The organism is Bradyrhizobium acaciae, assembly GCF_020889785.1.
Classification (GTDB): domain Bacteria; phylum Pseudomonadota; class Alphaproteobacteria; order Rhizobiales; family Xanthobacteraceae; genus Bradyrhizobium; species Bradyrhizobium acaciae.
On sequence record NZ_JACMYK010000025.1, the window covers coordinates 1 to 26,854 of the forward strand.

Annotated in this window: 27 protein-coding genes; 12 read left to right on the plus strand and 15 right to left on the minus strand. The window is 64.8% G+C overall.

The features are described from left to right. The 5 genes from H8A92_RS13145 to tsaA form a co-directional block, all read left to right on the plus strand. Positions 1–947 (plus strand): lytic transglycosylase domain-containing protein (locus H8A92_RS13145; protein ID WP_229196200.1); only part of this gene is annotated, 947 nt, incomplete at its 5' end. A 194-nt stretch (positions 948–1,141) separates the two neighbouring features. Next, positions 1,142–1,894, plus strand: a complete 753-nt coding sequence (locus tag H8A92_RS13150) for an AzlC family ABC transporter permease (RefSeq protein ID WP_229196201.1) — start codon at positions 1,142–1,144, stop codon at positions 1,892–1,894. Next, positions 1,891–2,235 (plus strand): AzlD domain-containing protein, encoded by a 345-nt coding sequence (locus H8A92_RS13155; RefSeq protein ID WP_229196202.1) that lies wholly within the window; start codon positions 1,891–1,893, stop codon positions 2,233–2,235. The genes H8A92_RS13150 and H8A92_RS13155 overlap by 4 nt, the downstream gene beginning before the upstream one ends. Before the next feature lie 61 nt (positions 2,236–2,296). Beyond that, positions 2,297–3,277 carry a Bug family tripartite tricarboxylate transporter substrate binding protein gene (locus H8A92_RS13160; protein WP_229196203.1) on the plus strand — a complete coding sequence of 327 codons (981 nt, stop codon included), beginning with the start codon at positions 2,297–2,299 and terminating at the stop codon, positions 3,275–3,277. A gap of 3 nt (positions 3,278–3,280) precedes the next feature. After that, positions 3,281–3,772, plus strand: coding sequence for a tRNA (N6-threonylcarbamoyladenosine(37)-N6)-methyltransferase TrmO (gene tsaA, locus H8A92_RS13165; RefSeq protein ID WP_229196205.1), 492 nt, complete (start codon positions 3,281–3,283; stop codon positions 3,770–3,772). Between the two features lie 162 nt (positions 3,773–3,934). Here the strand turns inward: tsaA and H8A92_RS13170 are convergent, their stop codons facing one another. The 4 genes from H8A92_RS13170 to H8A92_RS13185 form a co-directional block, all read right to left on the minus strand. Further along, positions 3,935–4,360 carry an HIT family protein gene (locus tag H8A92_RS13170; protein ID WP_076858058.1) on the minus strand — a complete coding sequence of 142 codons (426 nt, stop codon included), beginning with the start codon at positions 4,358–4,360 and terminating at the stop codon, positions 3,935–3,937. 54 nt (positions 4,361–4,414) lie between these two features. Further along, positions 4,415–5,665 (minus strand): GNAT family N-acetyltransferase, encoded by a 1,251-nt coding sequence (locus H8A92_RS13175; RefSeq protein ID WP_229196207.1) that lies wholly within the window; start codon positions 5,663–5,665, stop codon positions 4,415–4,417. 155 nt (positions 5,666–5,820) lie between these two features. Next, positions 5,821–6,573: a glycerophosphodiester phosphodiesterase family protein gene (locus H8A92_RS13180; RefSeq protein ID WP_229196208.1), complete on the minus strand. Its 753-nt coding sequence runs from the start codon at positions 6,571–6,573 to the stop codon at positions 5,821–5,823. 2 nt (positions 6,574–6,575) lie between these two features. Further along, a complete protein-coding gene (locus H8A92_RS13185) occupies positions 6,576–7,043 on the minus strand; it encodes a RidA family protein (RefSeq protein WP_229196210.1) in 468 nt (155 codons plus the stop codon). A gap of 263 nt (positions 7,044–7,306) precedes the next feature. On the opposite strand from H8A92_RS13185, the gene H8A92_RS13190 reads away from it, so the two are divergent. Both H8A92_RS13190 and H8A92_RS13195 read left to right on the plus strand, forming a co-directional pair. Then, complete coding sequence (locus tag H8A92_RS13190; RefSeq protein WP_229196212.1) at positions 7,307–8,173, plus strand: cell envelope integrity EipB family protein; 867 nt, start codon at positions 7,307–7,309, stop codon at positions 8,171–8,173. A gap of 245 nt (positions 8,174–8,418) precedes the next feature. Further along, on the plus strand, positions 8,419–8,820 hold the full coding sequence (locus tag H8A92_RS13195; protein ID WP_229196213.1) for a RidA family protein: 402 nt from the start codon (positions 8,419–8,421) through the stop codon (positions 8,818–8,820). A gap of 102 nt (positions 8,821–8,922) precedes the next feature. On the opposite strand, the gene H8A92_RS13200 is transcribed toward H8A92_RS13195, so the two are convergent. Beyond that, entirely contained in the window at positions 8,923–10,239 is a 1,317-nt protein-coding gene (locus H8A92_RS13200) for a DNA polymerase IV (RefSeq protein WP_229196214.1), read from the minus strand. Next, a complete protein-coding gene (locus H8A92_RS13205; RefSeq protein WP_076858046.1) occupies positions 10,218–10,517 on the minus strand; it encodes a DUF3572 domain-containing protein in 300 nt (99 codons plus the stop codon). The genes H8A92_RS13200 and H8A92_RS13205 overlap by 22 nt, the downstream gene beginning before the upstream one ends. 229 nt (positions 10,518–10,746) lie before the next feature. Here H8A92_RS13205 and H8A92_RS13210 point away from each other — a divergent pair, with 229 nt between their 5' ends. After that, entirely contained in the window at positions 10,747–11,112 is a 366-nt protein-coding gene (locus H8A92_RS13210; RefSeq protein ID WP_016845968.1) for a response regulator, read from the plus strand. A 15-nt stretch (positions 11,113–11,127) separates the two neighbouring features. Beyond that, positions 11,128–12,501 (plus strand): PleD family two-component system response regulator, encoded by a 1,374-nt coding sequence (locus H8A92_RS13215; protein WP_229196215.1) that lies wholly within the window; start codon positions 11,128–11,130, stop codon positions 12,499–12,501. Positions 12,502–12,638: 137 nt separating this feature from the next. Here the strand turns inward: H8A92_RS13215 and H8A92_RS13220 are convergent, their stop codons facing one another. Beyond that, positions 12,639–13,844, minus strand: coding sequence for a serine hydrolase domain-containing protein (locus H8A92_RS13220; RefSeq protein WP_229196216.1), 1,206 nt, complete (start codon positions 13,842–13,844; stop codon positions 12,639–12,641). 135 nt (positions 13,845–13,979) lie between these two features. After that, complete coding sequence (locus H8A92_RS13225; protein ID WP_229196217.1) at positions 13,980–14,579, minus strand: TetR/AcrR family transcriptional regulator; 600 nt, start codon at positions 14,577–14,579, stop codon at positions 13,980–13,982. 133 nt (positions 14,580–14,712) lie between these two features. Here H8A92_RS13225 and H8A92_RS13230 point away from each other — a divergent pair, with 133 nt between their 5' ends. The 3 genes from H8A92_RS13230 (at position 14,713) to H8A92_RS40710 (ending at position 17,998) form a co-directional block, all read left to right on the plus strand. Continuing rightward, positions 14,713–15,945, plus strand: a complete 1,233-nt coding sequence (locus H8A92_RS13230) for an MFS transporter (protein ID WP_229196218.1) — start codon at positions 14,713–14,715, stop codon at positions 15,943–15,945. A 451-nt stretch (positions 15,946–16,396) separates the two neighbouring features. Further along, positions 16,397–17,794: an ammonium transporter gene (locus H8A92_RS13235; RefSeq protein ID WP_274613354.1), complete on the plus strand. Its 1,398-nt coding sequence runs from the start codon at positions 16,397–16,399 to the stop codon at positions 17,792–17,794. Positions 17,795–17,866: 72 nt separating this feature from the next. Then, complete coding sequence (locus H8A92_RS40710) at positions 17,867–17,998, plus strand: inositol phosphorylceramide synthase regulatory subunit KEI1 (protein WP_249795536.1); 132 nt, start codon at positions 17,867–17,869, stop codon at positions 17,996–17,998. On the opposite strand, the gene H8A92_RS13240 is transcribed toward H8A92_RS40710, so the two are convergent. The 7 genes from H8A92_RS13240 to topA all read right to left on the minus strand — a co-directional run bounded on the left by H8A92_RS13240 (position 17,995) and on the right by topA (position 26,851). Beyond that, positions 17,995–18,525 carry a hypothetical protein gene (locus H8A92_RS13240; protein ID WP_163149876.1) on the minus strand — a complete coding sequence of 177 codons (531 nt, stop codon included), beginning with the start codon at positions 18,523–18,525 and terminating at the stop codon, positions 17,995–17,997. The two genes, H8A92_RS40710 and H8A92_RS13240, sit on opposite strands and share 4 nt — an antisense overlap. Positions 18,526–18,633: 108 nt before the next feature. Then, positions 18,634–18,801, minus strand: a complete 168-nt coding sequence (gene rpmG / locus H8A92_RS13245; protein WP_027537094.1) for a 50S ribosomal protein L33 — start codon at positions 18,799–18,801, stop codon at positions 18,634–18,636. A 128-nt stretch (positions 18,802–18,929) separates the two neighbouring features. Beyond that, positions 18,930–20,255, minus strand: coding sequence for an LLM class flavin-dependent oxidoreductase (locus H8A92_RS13250; protein WP_229196220.1), 1,326 nt, complete (start codon positions 20,253–20,255; stop codon positions 18,930–18,932). Between the two features lie 226 nt (positions 20,256–20,481). Continuing rightward, positions 20,482–21,231, minus strand: coding sequence for an NUDIX hydrolase (locus H8A92_RS13255; protein WP_229196222.1), 750 nt, complete (start codon positions 21,229–21,231; stop codon positions 20,482–20,484). A 36-nt stretch (positions 21,232–21,267) separates the two neighbouring features. After that, positions 21,268–21,705: a DUF983 domain-containing protein gene (locus H8A92_RS13260; RefSeq protein WP_229196223.1), complete on the minus strand. Its 438-nt coding sequence runs from the start codon at positions 21,703–21,705 to the stop codon at positions 21,268–21,270. 4 nt (positions 21,706–21,709) lie between these two features. Continuing rightward, the gene (rnr, locus tag H8A92_RS13265; RefSeq protein WP_229196224.1) at positions 21,710–24,085 is read right to left on the minus strand and encodes a ribonuclease R; all 2,376 of its coding nucleotides are present in this window, start codon (positions 24,083–24,085) and stop codon (positions 21,710–21,712) included. After that, entirely contained in the window at positions 24,086–26,851 is a 2,766-nt protein-coding gene (topA, locus tag H8A92_RS13270) for a type I DNA topoisomerase (protein WP_229196225.1), read from the minus strand. Between the last annotated feature and the right edge of the window lie 3 nt (positions 26,852–26,854).

Below are 26,854 nucleotides of genomic sequence, written 5' to 3' on the forward strand. Positions count from 1 at the left end.
CGGCCGAGCCGGCTGCGCCACCGGCGGCAGGGCAGGCCTCTCCATCGGCCGAGAAATCTGCTGCGCCTCCTGCGGAGGCCCCCGCGGCACCTGTCGAGAAGCCCGCGGCGGCAACCGACAAGCCCGCGGATGATGCGCGTGAGAGCGACACCCGCGAGGCGATGTGCCTGATGATCGAGTCGGCGGCGCGGGCGAACGATCTGCCGCTCGAGTTCTTCGCGCGCGTGATCTGGCAGGAGAGCCGCTTCCAGGCCGATGCGGTCGGTCCCATGACCCGGAGCGGCCAGCGTGCGCAGGGCATCGCGCAGTTCATGCCGGGCACCGCAAACGAGCGCGGGTTGCTCGATCCGCTCGATCCGGTGCAGGCGCTGCCGAAGTCGGCGGAATTCCTCAGCGAGCTGCGCAACCAGTTCGGCAATCTCGGCCTTGCGGCCGCCGCCTACAATGCCGGCCCGCGCCGGATCCAGGACTGGCTCGCCGGCTCCGGATACATGCCGCAGGAGACGCGCAACTACGTCTCCGCCATCACCGGCTCCAGCGTCGACGACTGGGCTGCTGCCGCCCGCAACAAGGGCAAGATGCCGGAGCGTCCGCCGACCAAGAGCTGCCGCGAGCTGATGGCGCTGTTGAAGCGCGCGCCCAATCCGTTCGTGGCCGGGCTCGAACAGCACATCACGCTGTCGGCGGCCAAGGTGTGGGGCGTGCAGCTCGCCGCCGGCTTCAGCCGCGACAAGGCGCTGGCGATGTATGCCCGCGCCATGAAGCGGTTGTCGAACGTGATCGGCGATCAGGATCCGAGCCTGCTCGGCTCACGGCTGCGCAGCCGCGGCAGCGCGACGTTCTACCAGGTGCGCATCGGCGCCGACACGCGCCCCGAAGCCGACGGCCTGTGCAGCCGCATCCGCAAGGCGGGCGGCGCGTGCTTCGTGCTGAAGAACCGGGCGTGATCTCTCCGCGTCATTGCGAGCGAAGCGAAGCAATCCATGCTTCCGCGGAACGGATAGATAGATGGATTGCTTCGTCGCTACGCTCCTCGCAATGACGCTTGGGGCTACTGCATACCGGCCCTGTGCAGCCACTTGCTTGACCCTGCGTTGTCAGCGCCCTAAGCCGCCGACATTACAAAACCATCCGGCTCCCCGTGGCGCTTCCTCCGCTCGATTCTCCGCAATGGCAGACTTCGTTCCGCGCCTTCCTGTGGGGCGCGCGATCGATCGGCGCGACGGTACTGACCCTCGTGCTGTTTGCGACCTATCTCGGCATCGGCGCGCTGGCGCATGATTCCGGCTTCTCGCTCGGCTGGACCCTGGCGAGCACCGCGTTCGTGTGGGCGGGGCCCGCGCAGATCATCGTGATCACGACGCTCGGCTCCGGCGCCACCGTGCTGCAATCGGCGATCGCGGTCACCGTCAGCGCGATCAGGCTGTTTCCGATGGTGGTCTCGGTGTTGCCGTTGATGCGCACCGAACAGACCAAGCGCCGGCATCTGATCCTGGTGGCGCATCTCACCGCGGTGACGCTGTGGGTCGAATGCTACCGCTTCCTGCCGCAGGTGCCGCGCAACCGGCGGATCGCCTTCATCCACGGGCTCGGCTTGGGGCTGGTCTCGGTCTGCCTGATCGCCAACACGATCGGCTATGCGCTCGCGGCCAACCTCACCCCGCTACTGGCCGCCGGCATGCTGATGCTGACGCCGCTTGCGTTTCTGTTCTCCACTGCGCGCAACTGCCGCGAGCTCGCCGACGTCATCGCGCTGGTGCTCGGGCTCTTGCTGTTCCCGCTGGCCGCGATGCTGAACAGCGGCGTCGATATCCTGGTCAGCGGCGTCGTCGCGGGAACAATCGCCTATGGCGTGCACCGGGCGAGGGCGGGCATCGTGAGGGCGCGCGCGTGACCGGCTTCATCGGAGACTGGCACGCGCTTGCTATCCTGTTCGTGGCGGGCGTCATCCCCAACCAGATCTGGCGCATGCTCGGCCTGTGGTTCGGCGGCGGCATCGACGAGAATTCCGAGCTGCTGGTCTGGGTGAGGGCGGTCGCCACCGCGATCCTCGCCGGGATCATTGCGCAGATCGTGGTGCAGCCGCCGGGCGCGCTTGCCAGCGTGCCGGACTGGCTGCGCTACAGCGCCGTCGCCGCAGGCTTTGCGGCGTTCATGCTGGCGCGGAAATCGATCTTCGCCGGCGTGATCGTGGGCGAGGTCGTCGTGATTGCGGGCAAATACTGGCTCGGCTGATTGCGGCGAGCGCATTATCCGCTACTCTCATTCCCCAAGAACAAAACAATGGGGAAACGGCATGCAGCGGCGCGCATCATCGCTATTCATTGTTGCTCTGACAGCGTTGCTGACGGTGGCGTTGCCGGTGCACGCCGCCGACTATCCGACGCGACCGATCAAGCTCATCGTGCCCTATGCCGCGGGCGGACCGACCGACGTGCTGGGCCGCATCGTCGGCGAATATCTCGGGCGCGATCTCAAGCAGGTGGTCGTGGTCGAGAACAAGGCCGGCGCGCAGGGCGCGATCGGCGCCGAGGCCGTGGCGCGCTCCGATCCCGACGGCTACACGTTGTTCGTGACGGCGGCCTCGATCTTCGTGCTCAATCCGCTGCTCTACAAGAAGCTGCCCTACGATCCGGCGAGGGATTTTCGCCTGCTGTCTGTGATCACGGACGCGCCGATGATCATGGAGGTGAATCCGGCCGTGCCTGCCAAGACCATCGCGGAGTTCGTCGCCTACGCCAAGACGAATCCCGGCAAGCTCAATTTCGGCTCGGCCGGCACCGGCGGCACGGTTCATCTCGCCGGCGAAATGTTCAAGCAGATGGCCGGCGTCGAGATGACCCACGTGCCCTACAAGGGCGCCGGACCCGCGCTGCAGGATTTGCTGTCCGGCAACATCCAGCTGATGTTCGACACGCTCGGCACCGCGCTGCCGCCGGTCAAATCGGGTATGCTGCGCGCACTCGGCGTCAGCTCGACCGAGCGCATTCCAGACTTGCCCGATCTGCCGACGATTGCCGAGAGCGGCTATCCGGATTATGCGGTCAGCGTCTGGTATGGTATCGCTGCGCCGTCGAAAGTGCCTGACGAGATCGCCGGCAAGATCAAGGCGAGCCTCGATCGGGCCTTGAACGACGAGGCGTTCCGCGCTTCGCTGGTCAGGATCGGCTTTCCGCCGCTGCGCGCGACGAGCCAGGCGGAGATCGGCAAATTCGTGGATGCCGATCGCGCGCGGTGGGCGGGCGTGGTCAAGGCGCTGAACATATCGCTGGATTGACACATGGTACGTGAAATGGAATTGCGCCAGGGCGAGGTTTCCGTCGACATGCCGTCGGCGCGCGACGCCGGGCTTGTGTTCATCGGCCGCATCCGAACGCCCTGGACCTCACGGCTGGCGACGCCGCGACAGGGGCGTCATGACGGTCCGGTGTGCCGGCTCGAGATTTTCGAGCCGTGGGTCGCTGCGATCAAGGGCGTCGATTTCTACTCGAATCTCGAGGTGCTGTACTGGCTGCACCAGTCGCGCCGCGACATCGTGCTGCAAAGCCCGAAGAACAACGGCAACACCCGCGGCACCTTCTCGCTGCGCTCGCCGGTGCGTCCGAATCCGATCGGCACCTCGATCGTGAAGCTGGTCGGTGTCGAGGGCAACGTCATCCTGGTGCGCGGCCTCGACTGCCTCGACGAGACGCCGCTGATCGACGTCAAGCCCGACCGCTGCGAGTTCACGCCACTGGCGCCGCCGCAGGCGGGCGATTTCGAGACGGAGTAAGTCGTCATTCCCCGGTGCGCAATTGCGCACCTGAGGGCGTCGCGTAGCGACGAACCCGGAATCCATCGAACCGCAAGTGCGGTCGCTTGTTAGTTCAATATCTGGGGAGGAATGGATTCCGGGTTCGATGCTTCGCATCGCCCCGGAATGACGCCGATGGCTTCACTTCAACGCCGCGATCAGCTTCGCGGCATTCGCCTCCAGCACCTTGCCGTCTTCCTTGTGGCTCGCGGGCGGCAGCAGCGCGACGCCATCCTTGCGCGGCATCACGTGCATGTGGAGATGGAAGACGACCTGGCCGCCGGCGGGCTCGTTGAACTGCTGCACGGTGATGCCGTCGGCCTCGAACGCCTTCATCGATGCAGCGGCGATCTTGTGCGCGGCGCGCGCGACATGGGCGTAGTCGTCGGGCGTGATGTCGAGGATGTTGCGGGCAGGGGCCTTCGGGATCACCAGCGTATGCCCGGGCGAGCGCGGCATGATGTCGAGGAAAGCGAGCACGTGCTCGTTCTCATAGACCTTGTAGCAGGGAAACTCGCCGCGCAGGATCTTTGCGAAGGGATTGTTGTTGTCATAGGCGGCGGGCATGGCGGCGGCTCCTCGATTTTTTAGAAGGCTAATGTCCCGGTCGCGGCTGAAACGTCAAGCGTCGTCCTCGACGGTCTTCCGGAACGGACCGGCCTCGGTGAGCTCGCGGCCGACTTCGGCGACGTAATCGCGCTCGCGCTTGAGGTAATCGGCGATGGCGCGGCGCAATCCCGGATCGGCGATGAAATGCGCCGAGTGCGTCGTCTGCGGCAGGTAGCCGCGCGCCAGCTTGTGCTCGCCCTGCGCGCCGGCCTCGACCACCTTGAGCCCGCGCTGAACCGCGAAATCGATCGCCTGATAGTAGCAGACCTCGAAATGCAGGAACGGGTGGTGCTCGATCGCGCCCCAGTTGCGGCCGAACAGCGTGTCCGAGCCGATGAAGTTGATCGCACCGGCGATCCAGCGGCCGTTGCGCTTGGCCATGACAAGCAGGACATCCCGGCTCATGCTCTCGCCGATCAGCGAGAAGAATTCCCGGGTGAGGTATGGCCGGCCCCATTTGCGCGAGCCCGTCTCCATGTAGAACTCGAAGAACGCGTCCCACGCGTCCTCGGTGATGTCGGAGCCGGTCAGCCAGTGGATGGTGATCCCGGCCGCAAGCGCCTCGCGGCGTTCGCGCTTGATGCCCTTGCGATGACGGGAGTTCAGCGAACCGAGAAAATCGTCGAAGGTCGTGTAGCCCTGATTGTGCCAGTGGAACTGCTGGTCGGTCCGCTGCAGGAAGCCGTGCCCGCCGAGAAACTTTGCCTCGTCCTCGCGGGCAAAGGTGACGTGGACCGAGGAGGCTTCGGTGGCGTTGCAGAGCGCCCGCAGGCCGCGCGCCAGCGCCGAGCCGATCACTTCGCGGTCGACGCCGTCGCGGATCAGAAGCCGCGGCCCGGTCGCGGGCGTGAAGGGGACGGAGACCTGGAGCTTCGGATAGTAGCTGCCGCCGGCGCGGTGATAGGCCTCGGCCCAGCCTCGATCGAACACGTATTCGCCCTGCGAGTGCGATTTCAGATAGCAGGGCACGACGCCGACGACCCGGCCGTCGAGCTTTGCCACCAGATGCCGCGGGCCCCAGCCGGTCCGTGGGCAGGCCGAATTGGAGGCTTCGGCGGCAGCGAAAAAGGCATGGGAAACGAAGGGGTTATAGCTCGAACTTGCGGCGGTCTGGCAATCGCCTGCGGCAGCGGGCGAAGCCAGCGTGTCGAGGTTATGGATGCTGTCCGCATCCGCCTTGGGATTGGCGCAGGCGTCCCATTCGGCGGCTGGAATGCCGCCGATGTCAGCCACGGCCTCTAGGGTAATTTCAGAAGACGCCATCGAGAATGAAGACCGGTGCCTCTTTTGAGCATGATCTTGCCGGAACAGCTGGCTCCACTTCCGGATCATGCTCTGCATTCCGCCATCGCCGATGACGACCAACCACTGCCAACATCGTGCGTTGCAGCAGCGAGTTCAAGACTGCCGGCAACATGTCAGGTTCCCGGCACAAACCCCTCGAAGATCATCTGATCGGCGTAACGGGCCGCGCGCGCACGCTGTTCCGCGGTCCGCACGGTCCAGGCCAGCAGCGGGCAGCCGAACACGTTGCGGGCGATCCAGGGCGCCGGCGCCGGCAGCTGATTGACCCAGAAGGCAACGAAATGCGGCTCGGTCCTGAAGCCGTGGCGCAGGTACAGCATGCCGTCGCGCTGCGCCCGTGTCAGCTTGGTCCATGAGCTGTCGTCATAGGTGCGCTGGGCCGTGATGCCGCGCCGCAAGGCCGGCATGGTCTCGCGCAACGCCAGCACCTGATCGGGATCAAAGGACATGCCGACGACAGGGCCGGAATAGGACGCCAGCACCTCGGCCATCCGGGCTACCAGCCTGCGGTCGCCGTCGAAATGGCTCTTCACCTCGACCACCAGCGGAACGCGGCCGGCGACCAGCGCACAGAGGTCGCCGAGCGTCATCATCTGCTCGGACGTGTTCTTGAACTTGACTGCTTTCAGCTCGGCCGCGGTCTTGGTCGCGAGCAGGCCCGAACCTTCGGTGAGGCGACCGAGCGCATCGTCATGATGCACCATCGCCTCGCCATCGGCGGTGAGCTGGATATCGCACTCGATGGCGAAGTTGCCGGCAACCGCAGCGTTGGCCGCGGCCGGCATGTTCTCGATGATACCGCGTGCGGCATCATGCAGGCCGCGGTGGGCGACCGGCCGTTTCGTCAGCCAATCAGGGGCGCGCACGATCAGGCGACTTCGAACACGCCTTCGACCTCGACCGCGGCGTCCGCGGGCAGCGAGGCAACGCCGACGGTGGTGCGGGCATGCCGGCCCTTGTCGCCGAACGCCGCGACCATCAGGTCGGAGGCGCCGTTCAGGACCTTCGGTCCGTCGAAGAAATCGGGCGCCGAGTTGATGAAGCCGCCGAGCCGCACCACGCGCACGACCTTGTCGAGATCGCCGAGCGCCGCCTTGACCTGGGCCAGCAGGTTGATCGCACAGCCTTGCGCCGCGGCGACGCCTTGCTCGAGCGTGACGCCGGCCCCTAACTTGCCCTTGGCGATCAGCTTGCCTTCGGCGTTGAAGCAGACCTGGCCCGAGACGAACAGCAGGTTTCCGCTGCGGACGAAGGGGACATAGTTTGCGACCGGGGCGGTCGGTTCAGGAAGTGTGATGCCCTGTGACGCCAGTTTCTGTTCGACGGTACCCGCCATCTTTGTTCCCCAATTGGATTGCACGAAAGCTTGAAACGCGGTCAGGGCCAAGCTTGTGTCGATTGTTTCGCGCATCGTGCCGCCGGTTGCAAGCGACTGTAAGGGTACGCGGAGTGGCGCCGTGACATGCGGAATCGCACGAAAAATTGCCGAAAATGACGGCATTTTTGCTGCGCACATTGCAATTTTGTAAAACCTGCCCCAGTTGCGGCGCAATACCACCGTCACTATTGTGGCGAATCCCTGCCTCCTTGAGGAAAGCCATGACCTTGCCGTTTGGGAATCCGTCGCGTGCCCTGGTGCTCACGATCGCGGTAGCCGCAGGATCCAGTCTGGTTCATGGGTCCGCCGCCGCTACGGCTAGCGGTCCGTTTCTCGCGCATCAGGCGCTGTACGATCTCAGCCTCGTGAAATCGCGCGGCTCCAATTCGGTCAGCGATGCGCGCGGGCGCATCCTCTACAATTTCTCCGGCAACTCCTGCGAAGGCTACACCTCCGAATTCCGCCAGGTCTCCGAACTCGACAGCGGCGAGGGCAAGGTGACGCTGTCAGATCTGCGCTCCTCATCCTGGGAGGATGCGTCGGGCAAGAGCTACCGCTTCAAGATCGACACGCGGATGAACGACAGTGAATCGTCTCCGGTCGACGGCATCGCCGAGCGCGTCGGCGATCATATCACCGTGAAGCTGACCCAGCCGGTGAAGAAGACGTTCAATCTCGACGGCAAGATCGTGTTCCCGACCGAGCAGATCCAGCACATCATCGCGGCCGCCCGTGACGGCAAATCGGTGCTCGAGCAGACCGTCTATGACGGCTCCGACAATGGCGAGAAGGTCTACAACACGCTGACGGTGATCGGCCGGCCGCTCGCAGGCGACCGCGCGCCCTCATCGCCCGATCCGTCGACGGCGAGCGATGCGATGAAAACCATGACGCGCTGGCCGGTGACGGTGAGCTATTACGACAGCGATGCGCGGGCGAAGGACGGCGAGCAGACGCCGGTGTATGCGATGTCGTTCGAGCTGTACGAGAACGGCGTCTCCCGCGCGCTGGTGCTGGATTACAACGATTTCGTGATCTCGGGCGCGCTCGACAAGTTCGACGTCAGGGATTCCAAACCCTGCAAGTGAGGGACTGGCGATCGCCACCCACTCGGCGTCGTCCCGGCGAAGGCCGGGACCCATAGCCACCGACGGTGATTATTGGCGCGACGCGGGGGCCAGGGTTTGCTTCAACAACTCGACCCTGTGGTAATGGGTCCCGGCCTTCGCCGGGACGACGGCGGAGCGAGCCTGCGCACCTTGCCACACTGCTCTGGCCCGAACCACCCGAGACGAGTACGCTTCGCAAAACACGCGTCTCAGGGAGGCACATCATGAGCAAATCAGACCATCTTCGCCCCAGCGGCCTGCATCACAATCCAGCTTACTCCCACGTCGTAGTCGCCTCGGGCGCGCGCACCATCTACATTTCCGGACAGGTATCCACCGACGAGGAGGGCCGGGTGGTCGGCGCCGGCGATCTTGCCGCGCAGACGACCCAGGTGATGCAGAACCTCGGTACGGCGCTGAAGGCGGCCGGCGCGAGCTATTCCAACATCGTCAAGATCACGACCTTCGTCGTCGGCTACAAGCCGGAGCTTCGCCCGATCATCGGCAAGGCGCGCTCGGCGTTCTTCGAGGGCATGGAGCCGCCGGCCTCTACGCTCGTCGGTGTCACCGCGCTCGCGGCCCCGGAGTGGCTGATCGAGATCGAGGCGATCGCGGTCGCGGATTAAGAAGACTCTCTCCGTCATTGCGAGAAGCGAAGCGACGAAGCAATCCATAGCGCCGCAAGCGGCAAGGTGGATTGCTTCGCTGCGCTCGCAATGACGGAGGCCTTACTCCTCCGCGTTCTTTTGCGGTCCCTCATAGGCGATGCCCCGGATCACGGCGGCATTGCCGAACTTCTTGCGCAGATTGTCCATTGCGCGTTCGGCGTGGGCCGAGCGGCGGTCGAGCATGTCGGAATCGTTGGCCTGCGAGCCCGGGCGCAGGGCGCTGACGCCGGCGCCCATCAGGCGGAAGGCGGTACCGTCGATCTCCTTGACCAGCATCTCGCGTGTCACGGCAAAGATCTTTGCGGCAAGCTGGGTCGGGGTCTGGATCGATTGTGAACGGGTGCGCTGGCGGAAATCGGCAGTCTTCAGCTTCAGTGTGATGGTGCAGCCGGAGAGGTCGCTGCTCTTCAGCCGCGCCGAGGTTTTCTCCGACAGCTTCCACAGCAGCTTTTCCAGGGTCGCAAAATCGCGGATGTCGGTCTCGAAGGTGGTCTCGCTCGAAATGGTCTTGGCGCCGCGGTCGGGTACCACGCTGCGGTCGTCGATGCCGCGCGCCAGCCGCCACAACCTGCGGCCTTCGCTCGCGAACTGCTTCATCAGTTCGTTCTCGTCGGCGCGCTGCAAATCGGCGATGACGCGGAAGCCGCGCTGCACGAGCTTCTCCTGCGTCGCCGGGCCGACGCCGTAGATGAAGCCGACCGGCTTGCTTGCCAGCATCTCGCGCGCCTCGTCCTGGTCGAGCGTGGCGAAGCCCCTGGGCTTGTCGAGGTCGGAGGCGATCTTGGCGAGGAACTTGTTGCAGGACAGCCCGACCGACACTGTGATGCCGATGTCGCGCTCGACGTCGCGGGCGAATTTGGCGAGCACCTTGGCCGGGATCATGCCGTGGACGCGCTGCGTGCCGGAGAGATCGAGGAACGCTTCGTCGATCGACAACGGCTCGACCAGCGGCGTCAGCGCCTGCATCGCGTGCCGCACCTCGCGCCCGACCCGGACATATTTCGCCATGTCCGGTGAGATCACGGTCGCATCCGGGCAGAGTTCCAGCGCCTTGAACATCGGCATCGCGGAACGGACGCCGTAGGTGCGCGCGATGTAGCAGGCGGCCGACACCACGCCGCGCTTGCCGCCGCCGATGACGACCGGGCGGTCGGCGATCTCGGGATTGTCGCGCTTCTCGACGGTGGCGTAGAACGCGTCGCAATCGATATGCGCCAGCGCCAGCGCGGGCAGGGTGCGATGCCGGACCAGCCGCGGCGAGCCGCAATGGCCGCATCGCTTCACCTTGATATCGAGATCGCCGAGGCAGTCTCGGCAGAAACTGAGGGGGCCGTCGGATGCCGCCGCTGCCGTCGTCACGGCACGTCGCGCTCCCATCTCGGGTCACCCAGCGCCTGGTGGGCGGCAGCGATGTTGGTCGGGTGCAACTCGGAGGCCGCGGCGAATGCCTTCACGGTGGCATCGTCACGCATCACGAAATCGAGCACGCTCGCAAGAAATTGAGGATTGGACGCCGCGTTCCGCAGCGTCTCCGGACCGATTCCGGTTTCAGCCAGGAACAAGCCCAGCCGCTCGGGATCGCCGGCAATGAAGCCGAGCGCCTGAATCGCAACGATTTCAGCGACTTCCCGCGGGTTGTGAACAGGCTTTTTCAACGCGCCGGTTTGCCTTTCCGTTAACTTATGGTCTCTATTGAGAGACCCATCATGCCCGAGTCTTCCGCGTGTGTTCAAGCAACGGAAACCACGCTACGGAAGTTGGACTTTCGGGTTAACGGGTTAGAGCGATTCTGGCGCTAGTTTGAATTCACATTTTCGACGCGCTCCGCGCGCGGTGCGTGAGGTGCCGCAGCCGGGCCTGTTTCCTAAGTCTGGGAGGGACGGGATGGCCAAAACCGTCCTGATCGTGGAGGACAACGAGCTCAACATGAAGCTCTTTCGCGATCTGTTGGAAGCGCACGGCTATCAGACTTCGGGTACCAGCAATGGCTTCGAAGCGCTCGATCTCGTCCGCAAGCTGCGCCCCGACCTCATCCTGATGGATATTCAGCTGCCCCAGGTTTCCGGCCTCGAAGTCACGCGCTGGATCAAGGACGATCCCGATCTGCGCACGATTCCGGTGGTCGCGGTCACCGCCTTCGCCATGAAGGGCGACGAAGAACGCATCCGCGAGGGCGGCTGCGAAGCCTATTTGTCCAAGCCGATCTCGGTCGGAAAATTTATTGAGACTGTCCGACGCTTTATCGGATAGGGGAGTTGTGGTGCAATGTCCGCGCGTATCCTCGTCGTCGATGACGTTCCGGCGAACGTCAAGCTGTTGGAAGCCCGTCTGTCGGCCGAATATTTCGATGTGCTGACCGCTTCCAACGGGACCGAGGCGCTGGAAATCTGTGCACGCGCCGAATGCGACATCATCCTGCTCGACGTCATGATGCCGGATATGGATGGTTTCGAGGTCTGTCGCCGGCTGAAGTCGAATCCGGCGACCCATTTCATTCCCGTCGTCATCGTCACCGCGCTCGACAGTCCTGCCGATCGCGTGCGCGGGCTGGAGTCCGGCGCGGATGATTTCCTGACCAAGCCGGTGTCCGACGTCGTGCTGATCGCGCGCGTGCGCTCGCTGACGCGGCTGAAGATGATGACCGACGAGCTGCGCATGCGCGCCATCACCTCGCTCGAGATCGGCATGCAGGCGCCCGAGCGCAGCGCGATCGCCGACAAGGGCACCGGCGGCCGCATCCTGCTGGTCGACGACCGGCCGTCATCCTACGAGAAGCTGGCCCCGATTCTCTCCGCCGAGCACACCGTCGACGTCGAGACCAATCCGTCGGAAGCCCTGTTCCACGCCGCCGAGGGCAACTACGACCTCCTTATCGTGTCGCTCAGCCTCGACAATTTCGACGGCCTGCGCCTGTGCAGCCAGGCCCGCTCGCTCGAGCGCACGCGCCAGGTTCCGATCCTCGCGATTTCAGATGCCGACAACAACGCGCGGCTGATGCGCGGGCTCGAGATCGGCGTCAACGACTACCTGCTGCGTCCGGTCGACAAGAACGAATTGCTGGCGCGTGCGCGCACCCAGATCCGCCGCCGCCGCTACACCGATCATCTGCGTGACAACGTGCAGAACTCGATCGAGATGGCGATCACGGATGCGCTGACCGGTCTCAACAACCGGCGCTACATGGAGAACCATCTCGCGACGCTGGCGGAGCAGGCCTCGATCCGCGGCAAGCCGCTGGCGCTGATGATCCTCGACATCGATTACTTCAAGGCGATCAACGACACCTACGGCCACGACGCCGGCGACGATGTGCTGCGCGAATTCGCCGTTCGCATCCGCAAGTCGATCCGCGGCATCGATCTCGCCTGCCGCTATGGCGGCGAGGAGTTCGTGATCGTGATGCCGGAGACCGATCTGCACGTCGCCGGCATGGTCGCCGAGCGGCTGCGCCGCTCGATCGCGGGTGAGCCGTTTGCCGTCGACAAGGGCGGCAAACGGATTACGGTCACGATCTCGATCGGGCTCACCACGCTGGAGCGCAAGGGCGAGCAGGTCTCCGACGTGCTCAAGCGCGCCGACACCGCGCTCTATCGCGCCAAGCACGACGGCCGCAACCGCGTGGTCTCGGCCGCGGCGTAGCGCGCGTCGCACTCTCCGTATCAACAGTCGTCATACCCCGCGAAAGCGGGGTATCCAGTACGCCGCGGCCTCACGTCTCGAGCGTCACCGCCTCTGGAATACTGGGTCGCCCGCCTTCGCGGGCGACGACAGGAACGCTAACGCCCGTGCCTCACTGCGTCATACGCCATTCTCTTGAACTCGAACGAGAATGGATGGACGAACGCCATCTGACGCTGCGCCATCATCACGCCGGCGATGCCCTTTTTGGGAGAAATCCACCACTGCGTGCCTGCGACGCCGCCCCAGTAGAATTCGCCGGCCGCATCGGGATGATCGATCGGCGAGGGGTTGAGGATCAGACCACCGGCAAGTCCGTGCGCCTTGCCGGGCTGTTCGCCCATCATCGCGAAGCGGATCCACTGTCCTTCGGGCAACTGATTGGACGTCATCGCGGCGATCGTGTCCGGCTTCAGCAGCGTCGGTCCTCCCGGCAGCAGGCTGCGGATCAGTGCAACCATGTCGGGCAGCGTCGAGACCAGGCCACCGCCGCCATTGAGCCTCGCGATCGGGCGCAGATAGGCGCCGGGGAAGGGCGCATTGTCGGTGCGGGTGAGGCCGGGTTTCATCGGCTCCATGAGGTCCGCCCCCGCGTAGTACGCGACGAGGCGACGCTGGTCCTGTTCGGGGACGACGAAGCCGGTATCGACCATGCCGAGCGGATCGAGGATGCGCGCCTTGATGAAATTGTCGAAGCGCTGGCCGCTGACGACTTCCACGAGGCGTGCGATCACGTCGATCGCGAGCGAGTATTCCCACGACGTGCCCGGCTGATAGATCAGCGGCAGATCGGCCAGCACATCCACCATCTGAGCCAAGGTCGTATTCGGGTTGTGCACGCCGCGCTCGTTCAGCGCCTTGAAGATGACGGTGCCGGGATCGAAGAAGCCGTAGCTCAAGCCGGCGCTGTGGCTCAGCAACTGGCGGATGGTGATCGAACTTTGCGCCGGCTCGGTGTCATCGATCGACGTCGCGCCCGGGCGCAACACCCTGCGGTTTCCGAGTTGCGGAATGAAGGTCTCGATCGGGTCGTCGAGCCGGAAGCGGCCGTCCTCAAACAGCAACAGCGCCGCGCAGGAGGTGATCAGTTTGGTGTTCGAGAAGACCCGGAAGATGTGGTCGGTGCGCAGCGGCGTTTGCGCTTCCTTGTCGGCCCATCCGACGCAGCCCGTGTCGGCGACGTCGCGCCCGACCAGAACTGTCCAGGAGATGCCGGACAGAAGATCGTTGTCGATATAGCGCTGCATGGCGGCGCGCGCCGGCGCGAAATCGTAGCCGGTGGCCGTCACCTTCAGATCTTCCATGATCGTTCCCCAGTTGTGCCGCAGTTTGTCGTGCGGTCGCCGTCAATCTCGCCGGACGGAATATGCAGATGGAAATGCCGTCGCATGCCGTCAACGCTAACAACCAAACCGGACTTGCCTACGCAACCGGATTTATCAGGTGCGCTTCTTGTCCGCAGGCGCCGGGCTCTCAACCTTGACCCCTGCGTTCGTCAGCAGCACACGGGCGGCTTCCTTGGCCGCGCGCGCCATTGCCGGATCGTCGCGCACCAGGTCCTGCGCGATCGAGCCGTCGACCAAGAGCGTGAGCTGGGTCGCAAGTCCCTCGGCATCGGCGACGCCGAGCTGCCGCAGCAGATCGCGAAACCAGACCCGGCGGCTTTCCTTGAAGGCAATTGCGATATTCCGGAAGGTGCGGTCCTCGTCCTCCGGACCGAGTTCGGCTACCGCGTTGACGAACGGGCAGCCCCGAAAGTCCTTTGCCGAGAAGCGCCGCTCCAGCGAATCGAAGGTCGCGAGAATCTGCTCGGCCGGCGGCTTGCCCGAGGGACGGGGCTGTACGAAGCGGTGCTGCAGATAGGCCTCGATCAGCGCGTCCTTCGACGGGAAGTGATTGTAGAGCGTGCGCTTGCTGATACCGATCTCGGCCGCGATGGTGTCCACGCCGATGGCGCGAATGCCCTGCAGGTAAAACAGTTTGTCGGCGGTCTCGAGGATCCGCTCTTTCATGGTCTGTTTGGGAGGCGGGGAAGCCATGCGCCGGCCGTGATCCTCTTCGCTTGACAGTTGGTCTCCTGTATAGCCTAAGTACACAGGTCTGTGTAACCAAAACATGCGTGAATCGCAGGCCATGGCACTCGTGCCGCGCCGTCATGGGAGAACAAGAACAATGCCCCTGCTGCAGGTCCTGCGTCCCACGCTTCCCATTCTGATCGGTGCCTCCATCATGCTCACGCTGAGCATGGGGCTGCGGCAGAGCCTCGGCATCTTCATGCAGCCGCTGACGCACGACATCGGTATCTCGGTGTCGCATTTCACGCTGGCGCTCGCCGTGCAGAACCTCGCCTGGGGCTTTCTGCAGCCGCTCGCAGGCGCGATGACGGTGCGTTACGGCTTCCGCCCGATCATGGTGGTCGGTGCGCTGGCCTATATCGCCGGCCTCGTGCTGATGACGACGGCGCATGGGCTCGTCGGCATCATGATCGGCGCCGGTGTGCTGATCGGCCTTTCGCTCGCCTGCACCGCGAATGCGATCGCCATGTCGGTCGCGGCGCGCGCGGTGTCGGAGACGGCGCGCTCGACCGTGCTCGGCATGGTCTCCGCCGCGGGCTCGCTCGGTGCACTGCTGTCGGCGCCGATCGGCCAGATGCTCAATGAAGGTTTTGGCTGGCGCGTCGGACTTGCCGGATTCGTGATCCTGTCGATCGGGATGATTCCCGCCGCGTTGTATGCCGGTCGCGTCGACAAGATTCCGCTGCCGAAGCCGGCGGCCGACGATATCGGCAATGCGACTGCGGCGACCGCGGCCAAGACTGCGTTCGGCAACGCATCCTTCGTGGTGATGACCTGTGCCTACATGGTCTGCGGCATGCAGCTCGTCTTCCTCACCACGCATTTGCCGTCCTATCTGGCGATCTGCGGGCTCGACCCGATGCTGAGCGCGCAGACGCTCGGCATGATCGGCGGCTTCAACGTGCTGGGCTCGCTGTTCTTCGGCTGGGCCGGCCAGCGCTGGAACAAGCTGGCGCTGCTGGGCGGGATCTACATCCTGCGTTCGCTGGCACTCGCCTGGTACTTCATGCTGCCGGCGACGCCGGGCTCGACGCTGCTGTTCGGCGCCATCATGGGCTTCCTCTGGATGGGCGTCGGTCCGCTGGTCGCGGGCGCGGTGGCCGAGATGTTCGGGCTGCGTTGGCAGGCGATGATCCAGGGTCTTGCCTTCATGAGCCACCAGGTCGGCAGCTTCCTCGGCGCGTACGGAGGAGGGGTGATCTACGACTCGCTCGGCTCCTACACGATGGCCTGGCGGATCGGCGTTGCGCTCGGCCTCGCCGGCGGCATCATCCAGCTTGCCTTCGCACTGATCCGGCCGGCGCAACCGCCGGTGCTCAAGGCCGCATAGCTTCCGATCCCGGTAAACCGGCAACTGCCCCATGCGTGGGCAGTCGCCGGTTGCTGCCTAATTTTCCATCGAAGGCTTGCTGCGAGAACGTGCAGTGGAGCGCGAAGCCGTTCTGCGCGCGGATCGAATTTGTAGTGTGTTCAACGTGTTGATCGGCATGCACCGGTGGCACGAATCTTGATTGAATTGGCTACAAATCGTGCCGGAAGCCGTCGCTGCGGATTCCGGCGTGGGGACCTATGGGAAGGGCTGGCCACGATGAGGCTAGTCGCCGTCATTCTCCCGCCATCCGCGCACCACGGCCTTCGCCGCGCCGCTGAGCAGTGGCCCGTTGTGCCTCGCATCCGGCCTGATGCCGCAGCGACTTCGCTGCTTCGCGCTTTCAGCGTCGCCGGCGCCGGAACGCGCTGCGCCCATTCCGAACACCAGCATTTCTTGTGATGGGAGGACGATGATGGAGTCTGCGACATACACGCGCCCGAAGCTCGTGAGAATCATGGTTGCGCTGCTGGGAGTGGCGTTTCTCTGCCTGTTGTTCAGCAACCTGGCGCTGGCTGAGGATGCGGCGGCGCCGCCGGCCTGCGGCGGCAAGATTCTCGAGAAATGCACGCCGAATTCCGGCGACACCGCCTGGATGCTTACGTCAGTCGCGCTCGTCCTGATGATGACGATCCCGGGCCTCGGCCTGTTCTACGGCGGCATGGTGCGCAAGAAGAATGTCGGCGATACCGTGATGACCAGCTTCGCCGTCACCTGCCTGGTCACGATCCTGTTTGCGGTCCTGACCTACAGTCTGGCGTTTCGCGCCGGCACGCCGTTTATCGGCGGCCTGGATCGCATGTTCCTCAAGGACATCCTGAGCGACATCGGCAAGGGTGGCATCGGCAATCCCAATCCACTCGCCGCGACCATCCCCGAGTCCGTCTACATCTGCTTCCAGATGACGTTCGCCATCATCACGCCAGCGCTGATCGCCGGCGCGTTCGCCGAGCGGATGAAGTTCTCCGCGATGCTCTGGTTCATCGGGCTGTGGGCGATCTTCGTCTACGCGCCGATCGCGCATTGGGTCTGGGGGCCCGACGGCATATTCTCCGCGGGTAACGATGCTGCGTATGTCAAGGTTCTCGATTTCGCCGGCGGAACCGTCGTCCACATCAATGCCGGCGTCGCCGGCCTGATGTGCGCCATCATGCTCGGCAAGCGCGTCGAGACGGGGCCGGCGCACAACATGGTGCTGACCTTCATCGGCGCATCGTTGTTATGGGTCGGCTGGTTCGGCTTCAATGCCGGCTCCGCTGTCACGGCTGGAATGCAGGCGGGCATGGCGATGCTGGTGACCCAGATCGCGACCGCTGTGGCGGGCTTCACCTGGATGCTGGTGGAATGGGCGTTGAAGGGCAAGCCGACCGTCGTCGGCATCTGCTCGGGGGCCGTTGCGGGCCTCGTCGCGATCACGCCGGCCTCCGGATTCGTCGGGCCGGTCGGCGCCTTCGCCATCGGCATCGCCGCCGGTGTCTGCTGCTACTGGGGATGCACCGGCTTGAAGCGCATGTTCAGCTACGACGATGCGCTGGACTGCTTCGGCGTCCACGCCCTCGGCGGCATCGTCGGGGCGCTGCTGACCGGCGTTTTCGCGGTCGAGCAGTATGGCGGAACGGCCGGGGTTCTGGAGGGAAATGCCGGACAGTTTCTCAATCAGTGCATCGGCGTCGCGACGGTTTTCGTGTATGATGCCGTCGTGAGCCTGATCATCCTGTTCGTGATCAATCTCTTCGTCGGGCTTCGCGTCACACGGGATATCGAGCGCGAAGGGTTGGATCTGGCACTGCACGGCGAGGTCGTGCAGTAGACTTTGGCGGCATTCCGCACGGCCGGCGATCTTCGCCGGCCGGCGCGGATCAAAGCTGTTCGAGGTGATCCGATGAACTGGTTCTATTGGAACACAGCGTGGTCGCTGTTCTTCAGCCTCGTTTGGTTCATGACCATCACGCACAATCCAGATGCACGCATCGCGGACGCGCATCTGCCCGATGAGGCGTTCCGCGGCCGCTAGCTGCGGTAGTAGCGCCACATTCTGAGGAACGTCCGGTGGATCTCGTCGGGCGTCCGGTCGAATGGCTCGAGATCGACGCGGACCACGCCACGATGGTCCATGCGCCATGGCAGGCGCATCAGGAGCCGATAGGCCGGCCGCTTGCGCCAATCGGCCACCAGCGCGCTGCCGAGCGGCCCGCTGAGTGCGATCTGCAACTCGTGAACGGTCATCGCGCGCTCGGCGATCTCGACGAGGTCGATGCGCGTGATGGCGCGCCAGCGGATCAGCCCGAAGGCCTGGATGAAAATGCCGTACTGGTTGGCCCCAATGGTCGGACGACCGGCCTCCAGCAGGGGAATGTTGTAATAGGTGAAGCCGCCAGCCGCCGCTGCCGGCGCCAGCCAATAGATCGCGCCGGTGATCCAGGTCGCGGTCAGAAAGATCGCGGCCAGGGCGGCCGTGGCATAGACCGGAAAGTAGATGTCCTCGCGGCCGTACGCGACCGAGTAGCCGCCGACGTTTCCCTCGTCCAAGCTTGCGATCATGTGAGCCCTGCGCCCGAGGCTTGCCCGGGAAACATGCGGGATGACGCTTGGCTACAAAGCAAAAACGGGGCCGCGAGGGCCCCGTTCGAACACCGAAAGCAAGCGATCTTACTTGATCTTGGATTCCTTGAACTCGACGTGCTTGCGCGCGACCGGGTCGTACTTCTTCTTGACCAGCTTGTCGGTCATGGTGCGCGAATTCTTCTTGGCAACGTAATAGAAGCCGGTGTCGGCCGTCGACACGAGCTTGACCTTGATGGTGACCGCCTTGGCCATGTGCAAAACCTCGAAAATCGGGGGATATCGGGAGCCGGCCAAATCGGCCCGCGTTTGGCCGGGAAACTAGCTGCAAACCGCTCAAAGTCAAGGATTTCCGAGCCAAAACCACCCCGATTCCGGGTCAATTACCCCTCGAAGAACTGATTTTTCGGCCTTGGCAGGCCCAAATTCTCGCGCAGCGTCCGTCCCTCGTACTCCTTCCGGAAAATCCCGCGCTTCTGCAACTCGGGAACGACCCTGTCGACGAAGTCGAACAGGCCCTGCGGCAGATAGGGGAACATGATGTTGAACCCATCACTGCCACGCCCCTCCAGCCATTCCTCCATCTGGTCGGCGATGGTCTGCGGCGTGCCGACGAAGGCGAGCCCGCCATAACCGCCGACGCGCTGCGCGAGCTGGCGCACGGTGAGCTTGTCGCGCGCGGCGACATCGACGAGCCGCTGCCGCCCGCTCTTGCTGGCATTGGTTTCCGGGATCGGCGGCAATTGCCCGTCGGGATCGAAGCCGGACGCGTCGGTGCCGAGGATCACCGAGAGCGAGGCGATCGCGCTGTCGTAGTGCACGCGGCTGTCGAGCAGCGCGCGCTTCTCCTTGGCTTCCTCGACGCTGTCGCCGACCACCACGAAGGCGCCGGGCAGGATCTTCAGATGCTCGGGATCGCGGCCGATGGTCTCCATGCGACCCTTGATGTCGGCATAGAGCTTCTGTCCGTCGGCGAGGCTGCCGCCGCCGGTGAACACGGCTTCCGCCGTCTCGGCCGCAAGCTGCCTGCCGTCATCGGATGCACCGGCCTGCACGATGACCGGCCAGCCTTGCACCGGGCGGGCGATGTTCAGCGGGCCGCGGACCGAGAGATATTTGCCCTTGTGATTGAGCACATGCATCTTGTCGGGATCGACGAACAGCCCGGACTCGACATCGCGCACGAAGGCATCGTCGGCGAAGGAATCCCACAGGCCGGTGACGACGTCGTAGAACTCGCGGGCGCGCTTGTAGCGCTCGGCATGCTCCATGTGGTCGTCGAGCCCGAAATTCAGCGCCGCGTCCGGATTGGATGTGGTGACGATATTCCAGCCGGCGCGGCCGCCGGAGATGTGGTCGAGCGAGGCGAAGCGCCGTGCGACGTGATAGGGCTCGTCGAAGGTGGTCGAGCCGGTTGCGATCAGGCCGATATTTTCGGTGACGGCTGCCAGCGCCGAGAGCAGCGTGAACGGCTCGAACGAGGTCACGGTGTGGCTGCGCTTCAGCGCATTGATCGGCATGTTCAGCACGGCCAGATGGTCGGCCATGAAGAAGGCGTCGAACTTGCCGGCCTCGAGCTTCCGGATCAGCTGCTTGATATGGTCGAAGTTGAAATTGGCGTCGGGCCAGGCCCCGGGATAGCGCCAGGCGCCGGTGTGAATGCTGATCGGCCGCATGAATGCGCCGAGCTTGAGTTGACGCTTCGCCATTGCCCCGTTCCGTTCTTGATGTCGTTAGCGGATCAGATAGGGAGGCGTTTCGCGGCGCGCCATTGGGAAGATTATTTTGTTTTTGCTGGTTGTCTCAGCATCGTCATTCCGGGGCGGCGCGCAGCGACGAACCGGGAATCCATTCTTCAACCGTTGTGCGGCTCGATGGATTCCGGGCTCGCGCCAAGAGGCGCGCCCCGGAATGACAATTGACGGTGTGCGCTCCTCACGCCCCCAACACGTCCTTGTGCATCTTGCCACCATAGAAATGGAAGAACGGCACCGATGCGTCGTGGCGGAGCGGGCCGGTGGCGAGACGGCGGTCGAGCTCGGCGAGCACGTTCTTGGTCATGGCATGCGCGTCGGCGAGCGGCTCGGAGCCGATCTCGACCCAGACGAGCTCGACCAGTTCGGCATCGGCATGCACCACGCCTTCAACGCGATGCGCGATCGTCGAGGCGTCCGCAGTGAAGAAGCGGGTGTCGAAGCGGCGGACGCGGCCGGGCGGGGTGATCGCGCGCGCGATCAGGAACAGCCCGGACGGATCGGGCAACAGACCGGCGTCGGCGAACGGCGCCCAGGGACCGTCGAGCTTCTGCGACTTCTCGACCTTGCGGCCGAGGCAGAGCCCGGTCTCTTCGCAGGCTTCGCGGATCGCCGCGTTGGCGAGCGCGCGTGCGCGGCCGGGCGTGATCTTCGGGCTGCCCTTCAGGAGATTGGCTTCGAGCTCCGGCGTGATTGGGGCTGCGACCGGCACGCGGTTGTCGGCCTTGTCGACGCGGCCGCCGGGGAAGACGAATTTGCCCGGCATGAACACCACCTTGTCGTGGCGCTTGCCGACCAGCACCTTCGGCTTGGCGCCGGAGCGATCGATCAGGATCAGCGTCGCGGCATCCTTCGGCCGGAAATACGCGTGATGATCGGCTTCTTTTTCGCCCTGGTGGACGACGGCGGCGGGTGCGACGGCTTCAGTCATTTCATCCCTTTCATTTCTTCTTGTGGTCCGGTTTAGCTAGACCGGCGGGATGTCGCTAGGGGGATTCTCGTCAAAGCCATGCATGCGCAGGGCCCATTGCAAGCCGATCACGGCTCCTTTCACCGGCTGCAACAATGCGAGCGATGCGAACAGCGTGAGCGGCAGATAGATCGCAAGCTGCAGCCACACCGGCGGCGAATAGTCGGTCTCGATCCAGAGCGCGGTCGGTACCACGATATGGCCGACAATGACGATGACGAGATAGGCGGGCAGATCGTCGGCGCGATGCGGCGTGAAGTCGAGATCGCAGACCGGGCAATGCCCGTCGCATTTGAGAAACTTGCGGAACAGTTTGCCTTTTCCGCAACGCGGACAACGGCCGCGGAACCCGCGCCTCATCGCGCTCCACACGTCGCGCTTCTCGGGCTCGGTCGCGTCGCGAGTCCAGACCACCGTCGGCGGTGTCACGTCCATGACTTCACATCCATGACTTGCCTCGCTTCGATTTGCCGGATTTCTGCTTCGCCGGCTTGCGGTCCTTCTTGTTGCGCGCCTTCCGTTCCTTATGCGCCTTCTTGCCGGAGCCCTTACCGGGTCCCTTGCTGTGTCCCTTGCCAAATCCCGCCGCGCGACGCTCAGGCCGTGAGCCGTCGCGTGTTCTGCCGCGCGGAATTGTCTGACCGTCGGATAATAGCTCAAATCGTAGCGCGCCCGCCACAGGAGCTGCCTCGACCAGCCGCACGTCGACGACGTCGCCGAGCCGATACATGGTGCCGCTGCGCGTCCCGATCAGCGCGTGGCGGGTTTCGTCGTAGTTGAAATATTCGCTGCCGATGGTGCGGATCGGGATCAGGCCGTCGGCGCCGGTGTCGTCGAGCTTCACGAACAGGCCGGCGCGCGTCACGCCGGAAATGCGGCCCTGGAACGAGGCGCCGACCTTGTCGGCGAGGAAATGCGCGATCAGCCGGTCGGTGGTCTCGCGCTCCGCCTTCATCGCGCGGCGCTCGGTGACGGAAATCTGCGCGGCGACCTCGGCCAGCGTCTCCACGCTCTCATCCGTCGGCAAGGCGCCTTCTCCGAGGCCGAGCGCGCGGATCAGCGCGCGATGCACGATCAGATCGGCGTAGCGGCGGATCGGCGAGGTGAAGTGCGCGTAGCGGCGCAGGTTGAGGCCGAAATGGCCGTAGTTCTCGGCGGAGTATTCGGCCTGCGCCTGCGAACGCAGCACCACCTCGTTGACCAGCGGCTCGTAATCCTCGCCCGAGACTTGCGCCAGCACGCGGTTGAATTGCGCAGGCCGCAGCGCGCCCTGCTTGGTAAAGGGCAGGTCGAGCGTCTTCAGGAATTCCTGGAGGTTGTGGACCTTCTCCTGGCTCGGCTCGTCATGCACGCGGTAGATCAGCGGCAGCGCCTTCTTCTCGAGCATCTCGGCCGCGGCGACGTTGGCGAGGATCATGAATTCCTCGATCAGCCGGTGCGCATCGAGCCGCTGCGGCACGATCACCCGATCGACGGTGCCGTCGCCCTTCAGCAGGATCTTGCGCTCGGGCAGATCGAGATCGAGCGGGTCGCGTTCGTTGCGTGCGAGCTTGACCAGCTCATAGGCCGACCACAGCGGCCTCAGAATCGGATCGAGCAGGGGACCTGTCGTGTCGTCGGGCCTGCCGTCGATCGCGGCCTGCGCCTGCGCGTAAGCGAGTTTTGCAGCCGAGCGCATCAGCACGCGATGGAACGTGTGCGAGCGCTTGCGGCCGTCGGCGCCGATCACCATGCGCACCGCGAGCGCGCCGCGCGGCTCGCCCGGCACCAGCGAGCAGAGATTGTTGGAGATGCGCTCGGGCAGCATCGGCACGACGCGATCAGGGAAATACACCGAGTTGCCGCGCTGGAGCGCGTCGCGGTCGAGCGCCGAGCCGGGCCGCACATAGAAGGCGACGTCGGCGATCGCGACATGGACGATGAAGCCGCCCTTGTTGTTCGGATCAGGATCGACTTCCGCATGCACGGCGTCGTCGTGGTCCTTGGCGTCAGGCGGGTCGATGGTGACGAGCGGCACGTCGCGCCAGTCCTCGCGGCCCTGCAAGGTCGCAGGCTTGGCGTCTTCGGCTTCGCGAAGCGCGGAGGACGAAAACACCTGCGGAATGTCGTGGGTGTTGATCGCGATCAAGCTGATCGCCTTCTCGCTCGCGATCGAGCCGAGCCGCTCCTTGACGCGGGCGGAGGCGAGCCCAAAGCTGCGGGTGCGGATCAGGTCGACGCTGATCAGGTCGCCGTCCTGGGCGCCGCCGGTATCTGGCTTGGCGATATTGAGCTCGCGGCCGGCCTGCTTCTTGTCGACCGGGACCAGGCGCCCGCCGCCGTCAGGATTGCGGCGAAAGATGCCGAGGATGCGCGTGCGCCCGTGATCGATCACCTTGATGACGCGGCCGCGATAGGGCGTGCCGTCGTGCTCGCCGGTTACTTCCACGCGCAGCAGCGCGCGGTCGCCGACGCCCGCCGTGGTGCCGGGCTTCGGCTGCCGCGGCGTCTCGATGCGGATTTTGGGAGCGGTGCCGTTCTCTTCGGTGTCCCACTCGGCGGGCGTTGCGATCAACTCGCCGTCGCTGTCGCGGCCGGTGATGTCGGCGAGCACGGTCGGCGGCAGCGCCGCCGGCTCGTGGATCTTGCGGCCGCGTTTTGCAACTGTGCCGTCGTCGGCGAGCTCGCGGAGGATCCGCTTCAGCTCGATGCGGTCGTCGTTCTTCAGGCCGAACTGGCGCGCGATCTCGCGGGTGCCGACCTTGCCTGGATTGGCGCGGATGAAGGCGACGATGGCGTCCCGGCCCGGAAAGCCATGGTCGGGTTTTCGTTTCACTTATCCTCGTGCCTTGCCGGCGCTTTTCTTCGCGGGCGCTTTCCCAGGTGCCGCCGACTTTGCCGCCGTGGTCTTGGCGCCAGAGGCGACCGGCGCGCGCGCCTTGCTGGTCGCATCCGATTTGGGTTTCGCGGCTGCCTTCTTCGAGGCGGCCTTCTTGGCGGGCTTGGCCTCGGCGTCAGCCTCGGTCTTCTCGGCCTTGGCTTTTGCGGCCTTGGCGGGCTTCTCCGCCTTCGCCTTCTTGGCCTTCTTGCCGCCGCCCTTGGCCGCGCGTTCGTCGATCAGCGCGATCGCTTCCGCGAGCGTGACCTCGTCGGGCGTGCGGTCGCTCGGGATCGTCGCGTTGACGCCACCCGCCGCGACATAGGCACCGTAGCGGCCGTTCTTCAGCGCGACCGCGCCGAGCGTCGGATGATCGCCGAGCGGCTTGCCGGGATCGGCGCCGAAGCGGCGGCCGCTCGGACCCTTCGCGATCTTCTCCGCGATCAGCGTGACGGCGCGGTTCAATCCGATATCGAAGACCTCGTCGCCGGCCTCGAGGCTGGCATAGGTCTTCTCGTGCTTCACGAACGGCCCGAACCGGCCGAGGCCGGCGACGATCGGTTCTCCCGTCTCCGGGTGCTTGCCGATCTCGCGCGGCAGCGACAACAGCTTCAGCGCCAGTTCGAGATCGACATCGGCGGGCGAGGTGCCCTTCGGAATGCCCGCGCGCTTCGGCTTCTCGCCCTCGGCGTAATCCTTCTGCTCGCCGAGCTGGATATAGGGACCGAAGCGGCCGGCCTTCACCGTGACGTCGAACCCGGTGTCGGGATCGGTGCCGAGAACGCGGTCGGCGCTTTCAGCGCTGTCGGCCGCGAGCGGCCTTGTGTAGCGGCATTCCGGATAGTTCGAGCAGCCGACGAAGGCGCCGAACTTGCCGGCCTTCAGATTGAGCTTGCCGGTGCCGCAGGTCGGGCACTGCCTGGGATCGCCGCCGTCCGCGCGCGGCGGATAGATATGCGGGCCCAGCATCTCGTCGAGGACATCGAGCACCTCGGAGACGCGCAGATCCTTGATGTCGTTCACCGCACCGGTGAAGCCGCTCCAGAAGTCCTTCAGTACCTGCTGCCAGGAGATCTCGTTGTTGGAGACGCGATCGAGCTGTTCCTCGAGATCGGCGGTGAAGTCGTATTCGACGTAGCGCGAGAAGAAGTTTTCGAGGAACGCGACTACGACGCGGCCCTTGTCCTCGCCGTGCAGCCGCTTCTTCTCCAGCTTGACGTAGCCGCGGTCCTTCAAGACCTGCAGGATCGAGGCGTAGGTCGAGGGACGGCCGATGCCGAGTTCTTCCATCCGCTTCACCAACGATGCTTCCGAGAAGCGCGGCGGTGGCTCGGTGAAATGCTGGTTGACGGCAAGGCTCTGGCGCTTCACGGCCTCGCCTTCGCTCATCGCGGGCAGGCGGCGCGAATCCTCGTCCTCCTCGTCGTCACGGCTTTCCTGGTAGAGCGCGAGGAAGCCGTCGAACTTGACGACCTGTCCGGAGGCGCGCAGCTCCAGTACGCGGGCGCCGGCCTTGGCCTCGATGTCGACGGTGGTGCGTTCGAGTTCAGCGGATTCCATCTGGCTCGCAATGGTGCGCTTCCAGATCAATTCGTAGAGCCGCGCCTGATCGGCATCGAGCCTTCGGCCGATGGTGGCCGGACGGCGCGACAGATCGGTCGGGCGGATCGCTTCGTGGGCTTCCTGCGCGTTCTTGGCCTTGGCCTGGTACTGGCGCGGTGCGTCCGGCACATAGGCGTTGCCGTAATCCTCGCCGATCACCTTGCGCGCCTGCGTGATCGCTGACGGATCGATCTGCACGCCGTCGGTTCGCATATAGGTGATCAGACCGGTGGTCTCGCCGCCGATGTCGATACCTTCATACAGCCGCTGCGCGATGCGCATGGTGTGCGCTGGCGCAAAGCCCAGCTTGCGGCTCGCTTCCTGTTGCAAAGTCGAGGTGGTGAAGGGCGCCTGCGGATTGCGCCGCGCCGGCTTGGCCTCGACGGTTGCAACCTTGAAGAGGGCGGCCTCGATCGCCTTCTTGAAATCCTCGGCTTCCGCGCCGGAGCCGATGTCGAGGCGGGCGATCTTCTTGCCGTCGGCGCCGACCAGCCGCGCTTCGAAGGCCTCGCCGCGCGGCGTCAGCAGCGTCGCGACCAGCGACCAGTATTCCCTCGGCACGAACTTCTCGATCTCGAGCTCGCGGTCGCAGACCAGCCGCAGCGCGACCGACTGCACGCGGCCGGCGGAGCGGGCGCCGGGCAGCTTGCGCCACAGCACCGGCGAGAGGGTGAAACCGACCAGATAATCCAGCGCGCGGCGCGCCATATAGGCGTCGACCAGCGCGCCGTCGATCTGGCGCGGCGCCCTCATGGCATCGGTGACGGCCTGCTTGGTGATGGCGTTGAACACCACGCGCTCGACCTTCTGGTCCTTCAGCGCGCGCTTCTCCTTCATCACCTCCAGCACATGCCAGGAGATCGCTTCGCCCTCGCGATCAGGGTCGGTTGCGAGAATCAGGCGGTCGGCACCCTTGAGCGCCTTGGCGATGTCGTTCAGCCGGCTCGCGGCCTTGGCATCGACTTCCCAGATCATCTGGAAATTGGCGTCCGGATCGACGGAACCGTTCTTGGCCGGGAGGTCGCGAACATGGCCGAACGACGCCAGGACCTCGTACGAGGACCCGAGATATTTGTTAATCGTCTTGGCCTTGGCCGGCGACTCCACAATGACGATATTCATGTC